This is a genomic window from Lentzea albidocapillata, assembly GCF_000719115.1.
Lineage (GTDB): Bacteria > Actinomycetota > Actinomycetes > Mycobacteriales > Pseudonocardiaceae > Lentzea > Lentzea albidocapillata.
On the sequence record NZ_JOEA01000002.1, the window covers coordinates 107,428 to 122,469 of the forward strand.

Annotated in this window: 12 protein-coding genes; 4 read left to right on the forward strand and 8 right to left on the reverse strand. The window is 70.8% G+C overall.

The annotated features are described in order from the left end of the window. Positions 1 to 30 precede the first annotated feature (30 nt). From IG04_RS43685 to IG04_RS0102605, 8 genes are read right to left on the reverse strand one after another with little or no spacing between them, the layout of a single operon-like run. A complete protein-coding gene (locus IG04_RS43685; RefSeq protein WP_051768733.1) occupies positions 31 to 681 on the reverse strand; it encodes a class I SAM-dependent methyltransferase in 651 nt (216 codons plus the stop codon). Then, entirely contained in the window at positions 678 to 1,895 is a 1,218-nt protein-coding gene (locus IG04_RS0102575) for a hypothetical protein (RefSeq protein WP_030474869.1), read from the reverse strand. Before IG04_RS0102575 ends, IG04_RS43685 begins: the two co-directional genes overlap by 4 nt. After that, positions 1,892 to 3,061 carry a glycosyltransferase family 4 protein gene (locus IG04_RS0102580; RefSeq protein WP_159460407.1) on the reverse strand — a complete coding sequence of 390 codons (1,170 nt, stop codon included), beginning with the start codon at positions 3,059 to 3,061 and terminating at the stop codon, positions 1,892 to 1,894. The genes IG04_RS0102575 and IG04_RS0102580 overlap by 4 nt, the downstream gene beginning before the upstream one ends. Next, positions 3,061 to 3,969: a UbiA prenyltransferase family protein gene (locus IG04_RS0102585; protein WP_036013442.1), complete on the reverse strand. Its 909-nt coding sequence runs from the start codon at positions 3,967 to 3,969 to the stop codon at positions 3,061 to 3,063. The genes IG04_RS0102580 and IG04_RS0102585 overlap by 1 nt, the downstream gene beginning before the upstream one ends. 23 nt (positions 3,970 to 3,992) lie before the next feature. After that, positions 3,993 to 5,129 (reverse strand): glycosyltransferase family 4 protein, encoded by a 1,137-nt coding sequence (locus IG04_RS0102590; RefSeq protein WP_030474872.1) that lies wholly within the window; start codon positions 5,127 to 5,129, stop codon positions 3,993 to 3,995. 21 nt (positions 5,130 to 5,150) lie between these two features. Further along, positions 5,151 to 6,236: an endonuclease/exonuclease/phosphatase family protein gene (locus tag IG04_RS0102595; protein WP_144065117.1), complete on the reverse strand. Its 1,086-nt coding sequence runs from the start codon at positions 6,234 to 6,236 to the stop codon at positions 5,151 to 5,153. Between the two features lies 1 nt (position 6,237). Then, positions 6,238 to 7,275, reverse strand: coding sequence for an NAD-dependent epimerase/dehydratase family protein (locus tag IG04_RS0102600; RefSeq protein ID WP_030474874.1), 1,038 nt, complete (start codon positions 7,273 to 7,275; stop codon positions 6,238 to 6,240). Then, positions 7,269 to 8,693, reverse strand: a complete 1,425-nt coding sequence (locus IG04_RS0102605) for an aspartate aminotransferase family protein (RefSeq protein ID WP_036013448.1) — start codon at positions 8,691 to 8,693, stop codon at positions 7,269 to 7,271. The genes IG04_RS0102600 and IG04_RS0102605 overlap by 7 nt, the downstream gene beginning before the upstream one ends. Positions 8,694 to 8,811: 118 nt before the next feature. On the opposite strand from IG04_RS0102605, the gene IG04_RS0102610 reads away from it, so the two are divergent. The 4 genes from IG04_RS0102610 to IG04_RS0102625 all read left to right on the forward strand — a co-directional run bounded on the left by IG04_RS0102610 (position 8,812) and on the right by IG04_RS0102625 (position 14,971). Continuing rightward, entirely contained in the window at positions 8,812 to 11,163 is a 2,352-nt protein-coding gene (locus tag IG04_RS0102610) for an ATP-binding protein (RefSeq protein ID WP_051768736.1), read from the forward strand. A 701-nt stretch (positions 11,164 to 11,864) separates the two neighbouring features. Next, positions 11,865 to 12,164, forward strand: coding sequence for a hypothetical protein (locus tag IG04_RS0102615; RefSeq protein WP_030474877.1), 300 nt, complete (start codon positions 11,865 to 11,867; stop codon positions 12,162 to 12,164). Positions 12,165 to 12,314: 150 nt separating this feature from the next. Continuing rightward, positions 12,315 to 13,472 carry a glycoside hydrolase family 5 protein gene (locus IG04_RS0102620; protein WP_245815838.1) on the forward strand — a complete coding sequence of 386 codons (1,158 nt, stop codon included), beginning with the start codon at positions 12,315 to 12,317 and terminating at the stop codon, positions 13,470 to 13,472. 32 nt (positions 13,473 to 13,504) lie between these two features. Continuing rightward, positions 13,505 to 14,971 carry a glycoside hydrolase gene (locus IG04_RS0102625; protein WP_030474879.1) on the forward strand — a complete coding sequence of 489 codons (1,467 nt, stop codon included), beginning with the start codon at positions 13,505 to 13,507 and terminating at the stop codon, positions 14,969 to 14,971. The last annotated feature ends 71 nt before the right edge of the window (positions 14,972 to 15,042 follow it).

Sequence of the window (15,042 nt, forward strand, 5' to 3'; positions counted from 1 at the left end):
GCGAGGTTGTGTGCGTATCGAAGGAGCAGATCACCCGGTGTGCAGGCGCAGGCCCGTGTAGAGGCGCACCGCGGCGGTGGCCAGGTTCGGCACCCTGATCTCGCGGTCCACCCGGAAGTGCCTGCGCAGCGCCGGTTGCAGGCGTTCGCGGCGGTCGCCGTACTGGCTCGGGCCCTGCCGGGTGAGCAGGCGGAGGGGGACGTTCCACAGCGCGCCGGTACCCGGCGTGCACAGCACCAGCGTGCCGCCCGGCCGCAGCACGCGGCGCATCTCCGCGCACGCCGCCTCGATGTCCGGCACGTACTCCAGGGTGCTCACCGACACCAGGCAGTCGAACGACCCCGTGTCGTAGGGCAGGTTCTCCACGCTCGCGGTGGCCAGGGTCGCGCTCACGCCGTGGCGGGCCAGGTTGGCCTCCACTTCGGCGCGCTTCGGGTGCGGGTCCACGCCGTGCAGGTCGTCGCAGTGGCGGGCGAGCTCCGGCAGGAACACGCCGCTGCCGTAGCCGATGTCGAGCAGCCGCGGGAACCTCGTGGCGGCCAGCAGGTCCACGATGATCCGGAACCGCAGCCGTTGCACGGCGCGCAGCACCGGAAGGTGGTTCCAGCCGGGGTGGTCCACGTCGCTGGTCGGGGTGAGGCCGTCCTTGGGCAGCAGCGCCAGTGGCCGGTCGGGCTTCATCGAGACCTCATCTCGGTAGCAGGAGTCGGGAGAACGGTCGGCGCGTGCCGGACGACGGTCAGGAACCACCAGCCGAGCGCGACGTTGCAGACGGTGAAGGCGGCGACCATGCCCGGCGCGCCGGCGAACACCCCGCCCGCGGCCTGCAGGGCCAGACCGGGCACGAAGGCCGCGGTCAGCGCGGTGCGGACCCGGGCCAGGCCGAGCGACGGCTGGACCGTGACCACGCAGAACAGCACGACCACCAGGGCGTGGGCCGTGGCGCCGACGGCGGTCAGCGCCAGGAGTGCGGCGTTCAGGTGGTGCAGTGCGCCGGCGGCGGCCAGGCCCGCTACCACGAGCACGACCGCGCCGGTCACCGACAGCGCGATGGCGCGCGGGGCGTACCGCAGGACGGCGCGCCTGCCGGTGGCCGGGTTCCGCCGGGCCAGCAGGGAGATCAGCACCGAGGCCAGCGAGTCGGTGAACAGCACGCCGATCACCCGTCGGCAGCTGCCGACGTAGAGCGCGTAGACGGCCACGGCCGCCGGGCCCGCCGCCTGCACCAGGAGGATCACGTCGAACGCGAAGAGCAGGGCCAGCAGCGACTGACCGGTGCTGTAAGCCCAGCCTTCGCGCAGGAACGTCCGCGCAAGCACCGGGTCGGGACGTCCCGGCACGCACCGCGCGCCGGCCAGCATGCCGGCCGCGCAGAGGGTGTTGCCCACGGTGACCATGACCGAGTACGTGCCCGGATCCCCCTCCCCCACGACGGACAGCACCGCGGCCAGGTACGAGAGTCCGAGCGCGAGGCGCCAGCCGGAGGCGAGCAGCTGCCGGTCCCGGATGCGCAGCAACGACTCCGCGAGCGTCAGCGCCGCCGCCGACGCGCCGAGTCCCGCCGCGTGCCACAGCAACGCCGGTGCCGAGACGGCGAGAAGCACGGCGCAGTAGGCGAAAGCCGTCACCACGGCCGCGGCCGCGACGAACGCCAGCGCCGTCCCGGTCACCACCCGGTCGTCGGACCGGGCCGCCATCGCCCGGCTGGCGGTCACGTGCACACCCCACAGCATCGGGATGCCGAGGACCACGCCGACCGCCTGCACCGCGACGAACTCCCCGAACACACCGAAGCCGTCGTAGCGGGCGATCAGCAGGCTGGCGACCGTGACCAGCACGCTCGCGACGGCCGAAAGCCCGGCCGGCGCCCAGGAGCGCGCCACCACCGCGGTCACCGGCGCACGGCCTGGGCGTAGACCCGCAGCGTGCGGTCGGCGGCCGCCTCCCAGGAGTGGTGGTCGAGGACGTACCGGCGGGCGCGGTCGCCCAGCTCCGGGTCGTCGCCGGAGAGGGCGCGCAGGACCGCGGCCGCCAGCTCGTCCACGGACATCGTGGTGGTGCGCAGGCACGTGCCCTCCTCGCTGCCCACCACGGCCTCGTCGAACCCCGGCCCGACGACCGTCCGCGCCCGCAACGCCATGGCCTCGAGGGCGACGAAGCCGAACGGTTCGTAGGCCGAGGGGAACGCGCACACGTCGGCGGCCACGAGGTGGTCGCGCAGCTCGCCGGTGCCGAGGAACCGGCCGAGCACGTGCACCCGGTCCCGCAGCCCGAGCTGTGCCACCAGGCGGTGCAGGCGCTCGTCGGGCCCGATCTCCGGCCAGCCCGACCCGGCCAGCACGAGGGTCACGTCCGGGATCCGGCCGATCGCCTCCACGAGCTCGGTCACGCCTTTGTGCGCCGCGTACCGGCCCGCGAACACCACCAGCCGCCGCCCGTCCGGCAGGCCGTAGCGCGCCCGCACGTCCTTGCGCACGACCTCGCGCTCGGCGGCGTCCGGGCACGGCATCCGCCACGCCTTACCGGCACCGTGCGACACGACCACCGCGTTGCCGGCGAGGAAGGGCACGGCGGCCACGGTGTCCGGGGAGGGCACCACCACCAGCCGCGCCCACCGGCTCATCACCCTCGTCAGCAGCCGTCCGGCGTACGCGACCGCGCCGCGGCCGCCCTCCCCGCGGAAGATCTCCGCGGAGTGGACGTGGAAGCACACCGGCAGCCGCAGCAGCAGTGCGCAGACCAATCCGGCGGGCGCGCACATCCAGTCGTGGACGGCGACCACGTCGGGCCGCCGTCGCACGACGTACCGGATACCGGCGAGGTTCAGCCGTGCCAGCGCGATCGCCATGCTCAGCCGCGTCCTCGGCAGCCCGGTGGGCACCCGATGCACGGTCACCCGGCCGTCCCCGGACTCGGGTGGCAGGCCGCGGTGGCGCGACGCCCCCACCAGGTGGACCTCGGCGTCGCGCGACGCGAGCCCGCCGAGCAGCCCTTCCACATAGGTCCCGATGCCGCCCAGCGGATCCGGCGGCGCACCGGTGGACACCATGACGACCCGCATCACAGCACCCTCCCCAGCGCGAGGCATGCGAGCCACACCACGGCGTTGACCACCAGCGGCACGTCGGTGAGCACGTCCTGGCCGGGCTCGCCACCGCGTTGCGCCGCCAGCAGGAACGCGTACCGGCACAGTGCGAACACCACGAACGGCACGGTGACGACGGCGAGCACGGCGGACTGCGGTTCCGGCCCGGACAGCACGAACATCTCGTAGCTGAGCAGGGTCGCGGCCAGCAGCACGGCGACGAGCTGGTCCAGCAACGGCACCGAGTAGCCGGTGAGCGCGGGCCGTTGCGCCACGGCCAGGCTGCGGACGCCCGCCAGCTCGTGCCTGCGCTTGCCCAGCGACATGAGCAAGCAGGTGAAGTACACGCACAGGATCAGCGCGGGGTTGAACGGCGCCGCCACCGCGACGCAGCCCGCGACGGCCCGCAGCACGAACCCCGCCGCGACCACGCTGACGTCGATCAGCGGGTAGTGCTTGAGCTTGAGGCAGTACGCCAGGTTGAGCACCAGGTACCCGGCGACGGTCGCCTGCACCGGCGGCGGCAGCAGCGCACCGCACCCCAGCAGCACCGCCACGCACGCCACGCCGAGCAGCGCCGCGCCCAGCGGGCTGACCCGCCCGCTCGCCACCGGCCGGTGGCGCTTGTCCGGGTGCAGCCGGTCCTTGTCCCGGTCGAGCCAGTCGTTGAGGACGTACACCGCCGAGGAGGCGGCGACGAACGTGGCCGTTGTGGACAGTGCCACGAGCCCGTTCTGCCACAACGCGATGGGGTCCACGACCAGCGGCACGATCAGGACGAAGACGTTCTTGACCCACTGGCGCGGCCGCCGCAGCACCAGCCACGCGGGCAGCCGCGACCGCCGTGGCCGGCTCTCGGGTGTGGACCGGACCTGTTCGGGCACAACGGGTCCCTCGCTGAGCCGCCTCACGAGCGCCGACCGCCCAGCAGCCGCAGGAACGCCTCTTCGTGCGCGTCCAGCGACGTCTCGCCACCGAACAGCTTCGTCGCCGCCTCCCGGCCCGCCTCGCGGTCCTCGGCGGGCAGGGCGGCCATCTCCAGCAGTGCCTCCCGCAACGCCACGGGGTCGCGCGGCGGCACGAGCCGGCCGAACCCGGTGGCCGCCACGGGGTGGTTCGCGCCGGGCAGGTCGGTGGCCACCGGCGGAACAGCCGTCATCATCGCCTCCACCTGCACGATGCCGAACGACTCGGCGATCGACGGCAGCGCGAACACGTCGATGGAGGCGTAGAAGTCGCGCACCTGCTGGTCACGCAGCAGCCCGGTGAACCGGATCCGCGTGTCACCGGCGGCCTCGCGGCGCAGCTCGGCGATGTTGCTGCCGCCGGCCACGTTCCGGTCGTCGCCGGCGATCAGCAGCCGGGCGGCCGGGTCGTCGATCGCCCGGAACGCGCGGATGAGGTGCTCGATGCCCTTCTCCACGGCGATCCGGCCCATGAACCCGATGTGCAGGCCGTCCCCGTCGCGCAGCACGGGAGCGCCGCCGGTGCGGTCCAGGCACGGGGACGGGATGGGCAGCAGGGCGCGGCGCCGGATGGTGGGCCAGATCCGCGATCCCCGCGCCTGCACCTCGCTGTTGGTGATGACGAGGTCGGCCTTGCGCACCGCCACCTTGCACACCTGGTCGACCGCCCACAGCCCGAAGCGGTTCACCGCGCCGTCGGGCAGGAACGCGTCGATGTGGTAGGTGACGACGAGCTTGGCGCGTCCGCGCGCGGCGGCGACGAACGCCGCCTCGGGGTTGGGCAGGTGCATGTGCAGCAGGTCGGAGCGGGCGGCGAGCCGCCCGGCCAGCACCGGCAGCGCCGGGCTGAGGAACCCGCGGCTGACCTTGGCGAGCACCGGCGCCCGGAACACGTGGACGCCGTTGAGGACCTCGTGGCGGGGTAGCGCCGGGTCGTGCCGGGCGCAGACCACCGCGACCCGCCAGCCGCGGCGGGCCAGGCCCTCCGCGGTCAGGCGCGCCGACTCGGTCAGGCCGCTGACGTAGGGGGCGTAGTAGTCGAGCATCACCGTCACGTCGAACTGTCGTGCGTGCGGCACAGTGTTTCCCTTTCTCAGGTCTCAAGACGCGGGCGGGACGGCGATCCTGATCTCCTGCGCGGCGTGGTCGGAGAACGCCTCGCCGCCGCCGAAGCGGTAGCCGGGCACGACCAGGTCGCCGGAGGTGTAGAGCCAGTCCAGCCGCCAGAGACGCGGCAGCGAGTAGTCGGAGACAGGCCAGGACGGCGTGGACGAGGTGCCACCGCCGGGGTGGTGCGAGCGGGTGCCCGCGCCCAGCCCGGTGAGCTCCATCCAGGGCGAGTTGAAGTCGCCGGCCACGACGACCGGGTTGCGGTTGGCGGCGAGGTCGGCGCGCAACCGGTCGAGCTCGCGCAGCCGCCAGGTGCCCTGCTCGTGCAGGAACCGGTAGAACTCGGCGCCGAACGGGTCGTCGCCGATGCGGAACGGCACCGGCAGGTGCACGTTGTAGAACGAGACCGTGCGGCCACCGGCCAGGACGTCGGTGCGCTGGGACTTGCGGCCCTGCCAGTACCAACCGGTCTCGGTGCCGGGGTCGGGCTGGTGGTGTGTGGCGACGACCGGCAGCCGGCTCAGCGTCAGCAGCTCACCGTCGACCGACACCTCGTAACCGGGGAACTCCGCGCGCAGCCGGGCGGTGTCGTCGATGCGGACCGGCCGGTCGTCGCCCTCCCAGTACAGGTACTCCTGCAGCAGGTAGACGTCGGCGTCCTGGCCGCGCAGGAACGCGTAGAAGGCGTCCTCGTCGTCGGACATCCGCCAGTAGTCGGTAGACCAGGCGAAGACCTTGACCTCGGTGCCCTTCGCGGAGGTGTCGTCCGGCCACGTCGGCACGTAACCCGCCAGGCAGGCGCCGGCCAGCAGCAGGACGGCCAGCACGACGGCCAGCCCGCGCCGCACGGGTCGTGCGAACCAGGTGACCGCGAGCAGCACCACCGGCACCACCACCAGGGCGACCGGCGGGGTGGCCTCCAGCGCCAGCCACACCCACCACTCCCCCGCCAGCAGGACGTGCAGGACGAGGAACACCGCCCACGCCACCGCGGCGGTCACGACGAGCCGCGTCCCCCAGCACCACCGACGCCCCTGTGAGTCCGTTGTGGACTCCGTCGTGGTTTCGGTTGTCATGTCAGAAGAACACCTTCGCAAGGCCCAGGACGCCCTGCCGCCACGGGTCGCGGCTCGTGCGCCCGCCCCCGGCGGCGGGCGCGTCCGCCTGTCGCGTGCGCCACCACTCGTAGGTCTGCAGGATCGCGTCGCGGTTGGACTTACCGGGGCGGAACCCGAGCCGGTCGCGAGCCTTGTCGACGCTCACGAACGAGTCGGCGAGCAACTTGTGCACCAGCCGGCCGTACACGGGCGAGAGCCGGGTCCGCTCCAGGCCCTTCAGCACGGCCACCGCCGGTCCGCTGGGCACCGACACGATCCGTTTGCCGTGCCCGGCCGCGTCCAGCACCGCCTGGAAGTCGGTGCGCAGCGTGCCGAAGTCCGCGGCGCCGATGTTGTAGGTGTCGCAGGCGATCGACTCCGGTGCCCGCAGCACGGTGACGACCGCGTCCACCAGGTCGTCGAGCGCGAGCATCTGGATCCGCACGTCACCCCTGCCCAGCACCGGGAAGTTGCGGCCCTCCTCGGCCCACTGGAACAGCATGTCGAACAGCCCCATGCGACCCGGCCCCAGGAATGTCTTGGGCCGCAACACCGGCAGGCACATTCCCTCGTCGCGGAACCGCTGCGCGACCACCTCGGCCGCCGCCTTGGCGCCGCTGTAGGTGTCCACGGGCTCATGCGGGTGCTCCTCGGGCGTCGGCACCAGGCGCGGCAGCCCGTAGACGGCGGTCGAGGAGATGTGCACGACCCTCGTGACCGCCGCCGCGCGCGCCGCCTCCAGCACGGTCGTGGTGCCCTCGACCACGATGGACCTGATGTCGGCCGCCGGGTAGCTGGGCAGCGCGGAGGCGCAGTGCACCACCGCGTCGGCCCCGCCGAACGCCTGTGCCAGTGCGCGCGGGTCGCGGATGTCGCCCGTGCTCGACGTCAGCCCCGGTCGTTCCGGCACCGGCCGCAGGTCGAACGCGCGGACCTCGTACCCGTCGCACACCAGCCGTTCCACCAGGTGCGAGCCCAGCACGCCGGCCGCGCCGGTGACGGCGACGCGGGTCACCACGACGTCACCCGCTCGCGGATGAACCGGCCCAGCAGGCGGGTCATGCCCTCCTCCAGCGTGGCGTCGAGGGCGTCGAGGAACCGTTCCGCGTCCTCGGGTTCGGCGACCAGCGGTGGACTCACGATCAGCGGGCTGCGGCCGTTGAGCGTGTTGTAGGTGTAGATGTCGTGCTTGCGGTACAACGTGTCGATCACCGCGGCGGTCACGACCTTGGTGCGGATCAACGGGTCCTTGGCCAGGCCCGCGGGCAGCTTCGCGATCAGGTCGAGGACCTTGGGCCCGCCGGTGAGGAACACCCCGAACAACGCTCCCGCGCCGCGCACGTCGGCGACACAGTCCGGGTGGGCCTTGCGGATGCGTTCCAGTCCGGGCGCCAGAACCGCTTCCAGCGCGCGGGCGCGTGCCGGGTAGTCGTCCTCGACGGCGATGGCGATGGCCTCGATGGCGGTCGCGGTCTCCTCGCCGAACCCGTAGTAGGTCGTGCTGGTGCTCTGCATCATCGCGTCGGTCATGTTGTCGTAGGCCTTGCGGAAGACCGGCTCGCGCGCCACGTAGGCGGAGACCGAGGACTTCCCGCCGCCGAAGGACTTCGACGTGGTGACCACGTCCGGGACCAGCCCGTCGTACCGGGTGAAGTGGAACATGCTGCCGGTCTTGCCCCAGCCGGTGTAGATCTCGTCGAAGACCAGCACGATGTCCTCGGCGGTGCACAGCTCCCGCAGGCCGCGCAGGAACTCCTCGGAGCACCACCGCATCGTGGAGGCGCTGAAGGGTTCGACCAGCAGCGCGTAGACGTCGCTGCGGCCCCGTGCGTCACGGGAGGCGTCGATCTCGCGGCGCACGGAGCCGAGGTCGTCGTAGGTGAACGTGCCGATGCCCGGGATCGTCGGGAACGCGAAGTGGTTCTGCGTTCCACCGGTGAGACCGCCGGAGCCGAGCAGCTTGCCGTGGAAGCTGTTGTCCGCGCGCAGGATCCGCTGCCGCGCGCCGCCGTGGTACTTGTAGGCCAGCTTGACCGCGCCCTCGACGGCCTCCGCGCCGGAGTTCGGCACGAACGAGCGCGTGAGGTCGCCGGGCAGCACCGCCGCGAGGTTGTGGCCCAGCGCCGCGAGATAGGGCGAGAAGTAGGTCTTGTGCACCTCCATGCGCCGTCGTTCCTGGAACCTCCGCCGCGCGGCCAGGATGCGCGGGTGGTTGTGCCCGTGGTTGAGCACGCCGACACCACCCGTGAAGTCCAGGATCTTGCGACCGTCGCGGGTGTACACGTATGCACCCTCGGCGTGGTCGACGAGGTCACGGCCGAAGCCGAACGACGTCATCAGCCGGACCTGGCTCCTGTTGACGTACTTGCGGTAGAGCTCGTGCACCTGCGCTACATCGAGTTTCTCGGCCTCGTCCAGACCGATCAGGTCCGCCACTTGTCCCCCATGCCGTTGTGGACCGCCTCTTGCCGGTCCGCGACTAGACTCTGCCGTGGTCGCGATCACAGGGGACAGGTCCGCGACCGGACATTGACCGGACACTCTGGGGGAACTGATGTCCGACGACGCAGGCGGCCGATTAGCGCCGGGCGAGCTCGGCGAGCTGGTGCGCGCCTGGCGGACCAGGGCGTTGCTGACGCAGGAACAGCTGGCCGGACGGGCGGGGCTGAGCGTGCGGACGATCCGGCGGCTGGAGAACGGCACGCTGCGGCGGCCGCGCAGCGCGTCGGTGCGGCTGCTGATCGACGCGCTGCGGCTGGAGGCGGCGGAGGCGAACGTGCTGGCCGCCGTCGCGCGCGGTCTTCCGGCACTGCCGGTTGACCAGCCCGCCGCCTCTCCCGAACAGCTGCCCGCGACACCACGGGCGGCGCCCACGCCCGTCGCGGTCCGCCAGCTCCCGGCCGGGACCGCGGGCTTCACCGGCCGCGACCCGTTGTTGCGCCGGCTGGACACGGTTCTGGCCGATGCGAGCGAGGACGCCACACCGATCGCCGCGATCACCGGACCGGCCGGTGTCGGCAAGACCTCGCTCGCCGTGCACTGGGCGCACCGGGCCGCGCCGCGGTTCCCGGACGGCCAGCTGTACGTGGACCTGCGCGGGTTCGACCCGAGCAGAACGGCGGTCGACCCGTCGGAGGCGCTGCGCGGTTTCCTGACCGCGCACGGGGTGGCGCCCGACCGGGTCCCCGTCGGCATCGAGGCGCAGGCGGCGCTGTACCGCAGCAGGTTGGCCGGTCGTCGCGTGCTCGTGCTGCTCGACAACGCCCGCGACGCCGACCAGGTGCGCCCGCTGCTGCCGGGCGACGGGGCGTGCGCGGTGCTCGTCACCAGCCGGACCCCGCTGGTCGGGCTGGTCGCCAACGAGGGCGCGCACCCCGTGATCGTGGACGTGCTGCCGCCCGCGGAGGCGAAGCGGATGCTGGCGCGGCGCGTCGGTCAGCGCCGCACGGCCGCGGAACCCGCGGCGGTGACGGAGATCGTGGAGCTGTGCGCCCGCCTGCCGCTGGCACTCGCCGTGGTGGCGGCACGGGCGGCGACCCGCCCCGGTTTCCCGTTGGCGCGCTTCGCTACCGAGCTGCGCACGGCCCGTTTGGACGCTCTGTCCGGCGGAGACGCACGGGCGGACCTGCGCAGCGTGTTCTCGTGGTCGACGCGGGCGCTGAGCGGACCCGCGGCCTGGCTGTTCCGGTTGCTGGGCACGCATCCCGGGCCGGACACGAGCGTCGCGGCGGCGGCCAGCCTGGCGGCCCTGCCGGTGCCGCGGGTGCGGGCACTGCTGACCGAGCTCGCCGACGCCCACCTGGTCCTGGAGCACCTCCCGGACCGCTTCACGTTCCACGACCTCCTGCGCGCGCACGCCGAGGAAACCGCGCGAGAGGAGGAATCCGAGGCCGACCGGCGGGCCTCGACGATGCGGGTCCTCGACCACTACCTCCACACCGGACACGCCGCCGCCGTGCTGCTCAACCCGCAGCGCACCGAGGTGACCCCCGCCGCGCCACACCCCGGAGTGCAGGTCGAGGACATCGCCGCCTACGCCGACGCCACGGCCTGGTTCGTCGCGGAACACCGCGTCCTGCTGGCGGCCACCGAACACGCGGTCCGCCACGGCGCCGACCGCCATGCCGCCGAGCTCACCTGGGTGGTGTCGGGTTTCCTGGAACGCCAGGGCCACTGGGAGGACTGGATCCGCTGCCAGCTCGTGTCCCGGGCGGCCGCGGCCCGGCTCGGCGACCTGTCCCTGGAAGCCGCCGCCCACCGCAACCTCGGCCGCGCGCACTCACGGCTGGGCCGCGTGACCGAGAGCCGCCACCACTACGCGCGGGCGCTGGAGCTCTACCAGCGGGCGGGCGACCTCGGCGGCCAGGCCAGGACGCACACGAACCTGGCGCTGCTGCTGGAACAGTCGCACGACTACGACGAGGCCCTGAACCACGCCCAGCGCTCGTTGTCGCTCCACCGCCTGCTGGCCGACAACGGCGTGGGCCACGCCAACGCCCTCAACACGGCCGGCTGGTGCTACGCGCTGGTCGGCGACTACGACCAGGCACTGGTGCACTGCCAGGAGTCGATCGTCCTGCACCGCCGCATCAAGGACCGCGACGGCGAGGCCGCGACCTGGGACACGCTCGGCTACTCGCACCACCACCTCGGCAACCACCGGCAGGCGGTGACCTGCTACGAGACGGCGATCAGGCTGTACCGCGAACTCGGCGACCACTACTACGAGTCGATCAGCCTGCTGCACCTCGGCGACCTGCACGGCGAGTCCGGCGACCCGGCCGCCGCGCACGAGCACTGGCAGCGGGCGCTCGCCATCCTCACCGACCTGGGGCACGCGGCGGCCGAGGACGTCCGCGCACGCCTGCGCGACGGCACGGTCAGCAAGCCCGCGATGACGCCGTAGCGCGCCCCGGCGAGGGGTCCCGCCGGGACGCTCAGGACCACGGTCGTGCGGCTGAGACGCTGGTTCTCCTCACCCAGGGCCGGGGCTCGCCGCCGTGGGTGCAGCGGCCGTGGTGAAGTTGAGCCACACCCTCTACAACTCGCTGAAGTTCTGCCCGAACAACGGCGCCTACACCCGAGGCCCCGTGGGCGCCTTGCTTCTGCAACGACCACACCCACTTCGAGTCGGTGGGCGCGCGACAGATCGCACAGGTAGTCGCGAAAGCCCTGCGTGATCAGAACATCAGGTTCGCCGCACACCTGAAGTAGCGGCACGGGCCGCACCGGCGGAGGAACTGCCGAAGAGTCCGGACGATCGTCCATTGTGTACGGCTCTGTTGGCCGGAGTCGAACCTGGGCACGCGTAATCTCTTGGTATGTCAGCGATAACCACACGCGGAGTTCGACCGCGATTTCGACGCCGTTCGACAGATCGTCGGTTTCAGCGCTCCACAGATGACATTGACGTCGCTGTACTGTGCTCGTAGCCTCCGGACACCAGCGACCTGCTGCCGTTCCGCTCCAAATCCCTGAGAGATCGAGACCGGAGGTGCCTGACGTGCGGCTTTTGAAACGATTCAAGAGGACCGCCTGGACTCCGCCCGCGAGGCGTACCACGCCCTGCGGAACACCACTCATGACCACCCACCACCAAGGAGAACCATGCTCGACCGGACCGCCGTCCTGCGTTCGGTGCTCGGCGTGGCACTCACCGCGGGCGCCCTCGTCGCCCTTCCGACCGGGTCCGCGTCCTCGGCGCCGCCGGGCTGCACCGGCACCGGCCGCTTCACCGTGCCCCCCGGTCACTACGACGTCAGCGTGCGGCTGGGCAGCCCTTGGTACGCCGCCGTGTCCGGGTCACCACGGCCGGAAGACGACGGCGAGCCACCCGCACCACTTCGAGTCGAATTCGTCGAACCAAGTCGAACGCGCGGGTTCGAAGCGCCACAAGGGATTGACTGAACCGATCGGCCCTGCCATGTTGGAAAGCGCTTTCCCACATCCCGGCGGACGCCGTGGGCAGATCGGCTGGTTTTGGCCGCTCAAGACCGGAAGCGAGAAAGACATATGGGTTCGAAGGCAAGTAGGATCAGGGTCGGTCTCCTTTCCGCCGTGCTCACGGCTGCCGCGTCCGCGTCCTGTTTGGTCAGTCCGGCATCGGCCGGCACCGCGGACCAGCTGAACGCCTCGCAGATCGTTGCCGACATGGGCGCCGGCTGGAATCTGGGCAACCAGCTGGAAAGCACCATCGACGGAACTCCCGGCGAGACGGCGTGGGGCCAGCCCGTCATCACGCAAGCCCTCATCGACAAGGTGAAGTCCGCGGGGTTCAAAACAATCCGAATCCCGGTCTCCTACCTGCGGCACATCGGTTCAGGGCCGAACTACCCGATCAACTCCTCCTGGTTGAACAGGATCCAGCAGGTCGTCGACTACGCCTACAGCCGCGGCATGCACGTGCTGATCAACATGCACGGCGACGGTTACAAGAACGTCGCCGGCTCCTGGCTGATCTGCGACTCGTCCTCCCAGACGACGATCAGGGCCAAGTACCAGAAGGCGTGGGAGCAGATCGCGCGAAGGTTCCAGAACTACGACCAGCGCCTGATTCTGGAATCGATGAACGAGAACTTCGACGGGCAGTTCGGCCGCCCGACCCAGCCGTGTTACTCGAACATCAACAGCTACAACCAGATCTTCGTGGACACCGTGCGCAGGGCCGGTGGCAACAACGGTTCGCGATGGTTGCTCGTGCCCGGCTGGAACACGAACATCGACTACACCGCGGGGAACTACGGTTTCAGGCTGCCGACCGACCAGTTCCGCTCCCCTTCCGTTCCCAGCAACGAGAAGCGAATCATGATCTCCGTGCACTACTACGCCCCGTGGGACTTCGCCGGGGAGGAGAACGGCAAGATCACGCAGTGGGGACGAGGGTCGACCAACCCGTCGAGGAAGTCCACCTGGGGACAGGAGGACTACCTGGACTCCCAGCTGAAGCTGATGCGCGACACCTTCGTGACAAAGGGATACCCCGTCGTCGTCGGTGAATACGGCTCGATCGACAAGTCGTCGTTCGACTCGTCGAACAACAGGTACCGCGCCGACTTCGCCCGCGCCGTCGTGGCGACCTCGAAGAAGTACGGCGCGGCCACCGTCTACTGGGACAACGGCCACAACGGCCAGTACGGGTTCGGACTGTTCGACCGGAGGAGCTACGCGGTCACGCAGCAGGGCATCGTCAGCGCCATCATGAGCGGCCTTCGTTAGCCGTACCGGACGAGCCGAGTTTGGAGATCCTCATGGTCACCCGCAGGACAATGTTGTCCGGTGCAGCGGCCGCCGTCGCGGCGACGGCGGTGGGCACGGGAAGTGCCCGCGCAGACGAAACCATCACCATCGATCCAGGCACCGACCACGGCACGTGGGAAGGCTGGGGAACCTCACTCGCCTGGTGGGCCAACGTGTTCGGCGACCGTGACGACTTCGCGGACCTGTGGTTCACCACCAAGAACGTGGTCTACAACGGACGGTCGCTTCCCGGTCTGGGGATGAACATCGCGCGTTACAACGTCGGCGCGTGCAGCTGGAACTCCGTCGAGGGGCAGACCATGGTCACCTCGCCGAACATCCCTCGCTTCAAACAGATCGAGACCTACTGGCAGGACTGGCGCAACGCCGATCCCACCTCGTCCGCGTGGAAGTGGACCGCCGATGCCAAGCAGCGTGCGGCGGTGGTCAAAGCCACGGCACGCGGCGCGATGACGGAGTTGTTCTCCAACTCGCCGGTGTGGTGGATGTGTATCAACCACAACCCCTCCGGCGCAGCCAACGCCTCGAACAACAACCTGCAGTCGTGGAACTACCGCAACCACGGCGTCCATTTGGCCGAGGTGGCGAGGCACTTCCGCGACCACTGGGGCGTCACGTTCCGCACGATCTCCCCGTTCAACGAACCGGCGTCGAACTACTGGTCCGCGACAGGGAAACAGGAGGGCTGTCACTTCGATCCAGCCGTCCAGCGGACCGTGCTGCAGTACCTGCGCCAGGAGATGAACAACCGCGGCCTGTCCGGCATGCGCATCGCGGCGTCGGACGAGACCAGCTACGACGCCGCGCACAGCACGTGGAGCTCCTTCGACGCCGCCACGAAGTCCGTCGTGAACCAGATCAACGTCCACGGCTACCAGGGCTCGGGAGGGCGGCGTGACCTCGTCCACACCGACGCCCGGTCGGCGGGCAAGGTCCTATGGAACTCCGAGTACGGCGACAGGGACGGCACAGGGCTCTCGATGGCGAGCAACCTGTGCCTGGACTGGCGCTGGCTGCACCCGACGGCGTGGTGTTTCTGGCAGGTGATGGACCCGACGCCGGTCTGGGCGTTGATCAGCTACGACCCGAACACCCTGCAGGCCGGCTCCGTCCAGAACAAGCTGTACGTGCTCGCGCAGTTCACCCGCCATATCCGGCCGGGCATGCGCGTCATCTCGGCTTCCACTGGAAACGCCGCCGTCGCCTACGACCCGTCTGCTCGCCGCCTTGTCGTCGTGGGAGTCAACACCGCCACGTCGGCACAGACGATCACGTTCGACCTGTCCCGGTTCGGCACCCTGCCGACCGGCCTGATCACCCGTTGGTCCACCTCGACGACCAGCGGCAACGACCGCTACACGCAGCGCACCGACGTCCGCCTCGCCGGAAAACAGCTTCGGGTTCCGTTCGCCGCGGGCCAGGTGCAGACCTTCCAGCTCGACGGCGTGTCAGCCTGAGCAACCGTGCACCGCACGCACTGAGCCGCCACAGGCCGCCGTCGGAAGGCACTTTCCACACCAACGACGCG

Coding starts and splice junctions, on each gene's coding strand:
- IG04_RS0102610 (WP_051768736.1), top strand. CDS start 8,812: ATGTCCGACGACGCAGGCGGCCGATTAGCGCCGGGCGAGCTCGGCGAG.
- IG04_RS0102625 (WP_030474879.1), top strand. CDS start 13,505: ATGGTCACCCGCAGGACAATGTTGTCCGGTGCAGCGGCCGCCGTCGCG.
- IG04_RS0102580 (WP_159460407.1), bottom strand. CDS start 3,061: ATGCGGGTCGTCATGGTGTCCACCGGTGCGCCGCCGGATCCGCTGGGC.
- IG04_RS43685 (WP_051768733.1), bottom strand. CDS start 681: ATGAAGCCCGACCGGCCACTGGCGCTGCTGCCCAAGGACGGCCTCACC.
- IG04_RS0102615 (WP_030474877.1), top strand. CDS start 11,865: ATGCTCGACCGGACCGCCGTCCTGCGTTCGGTGCTCGGCGTGGCACTC.
- IG04_RS0102595 (WP_144065117.1), bottom strand. CDS start 6,236: ATGACAACCGAAACCACGACGGAGTCCACAACGGACTCACAGGGGCGT.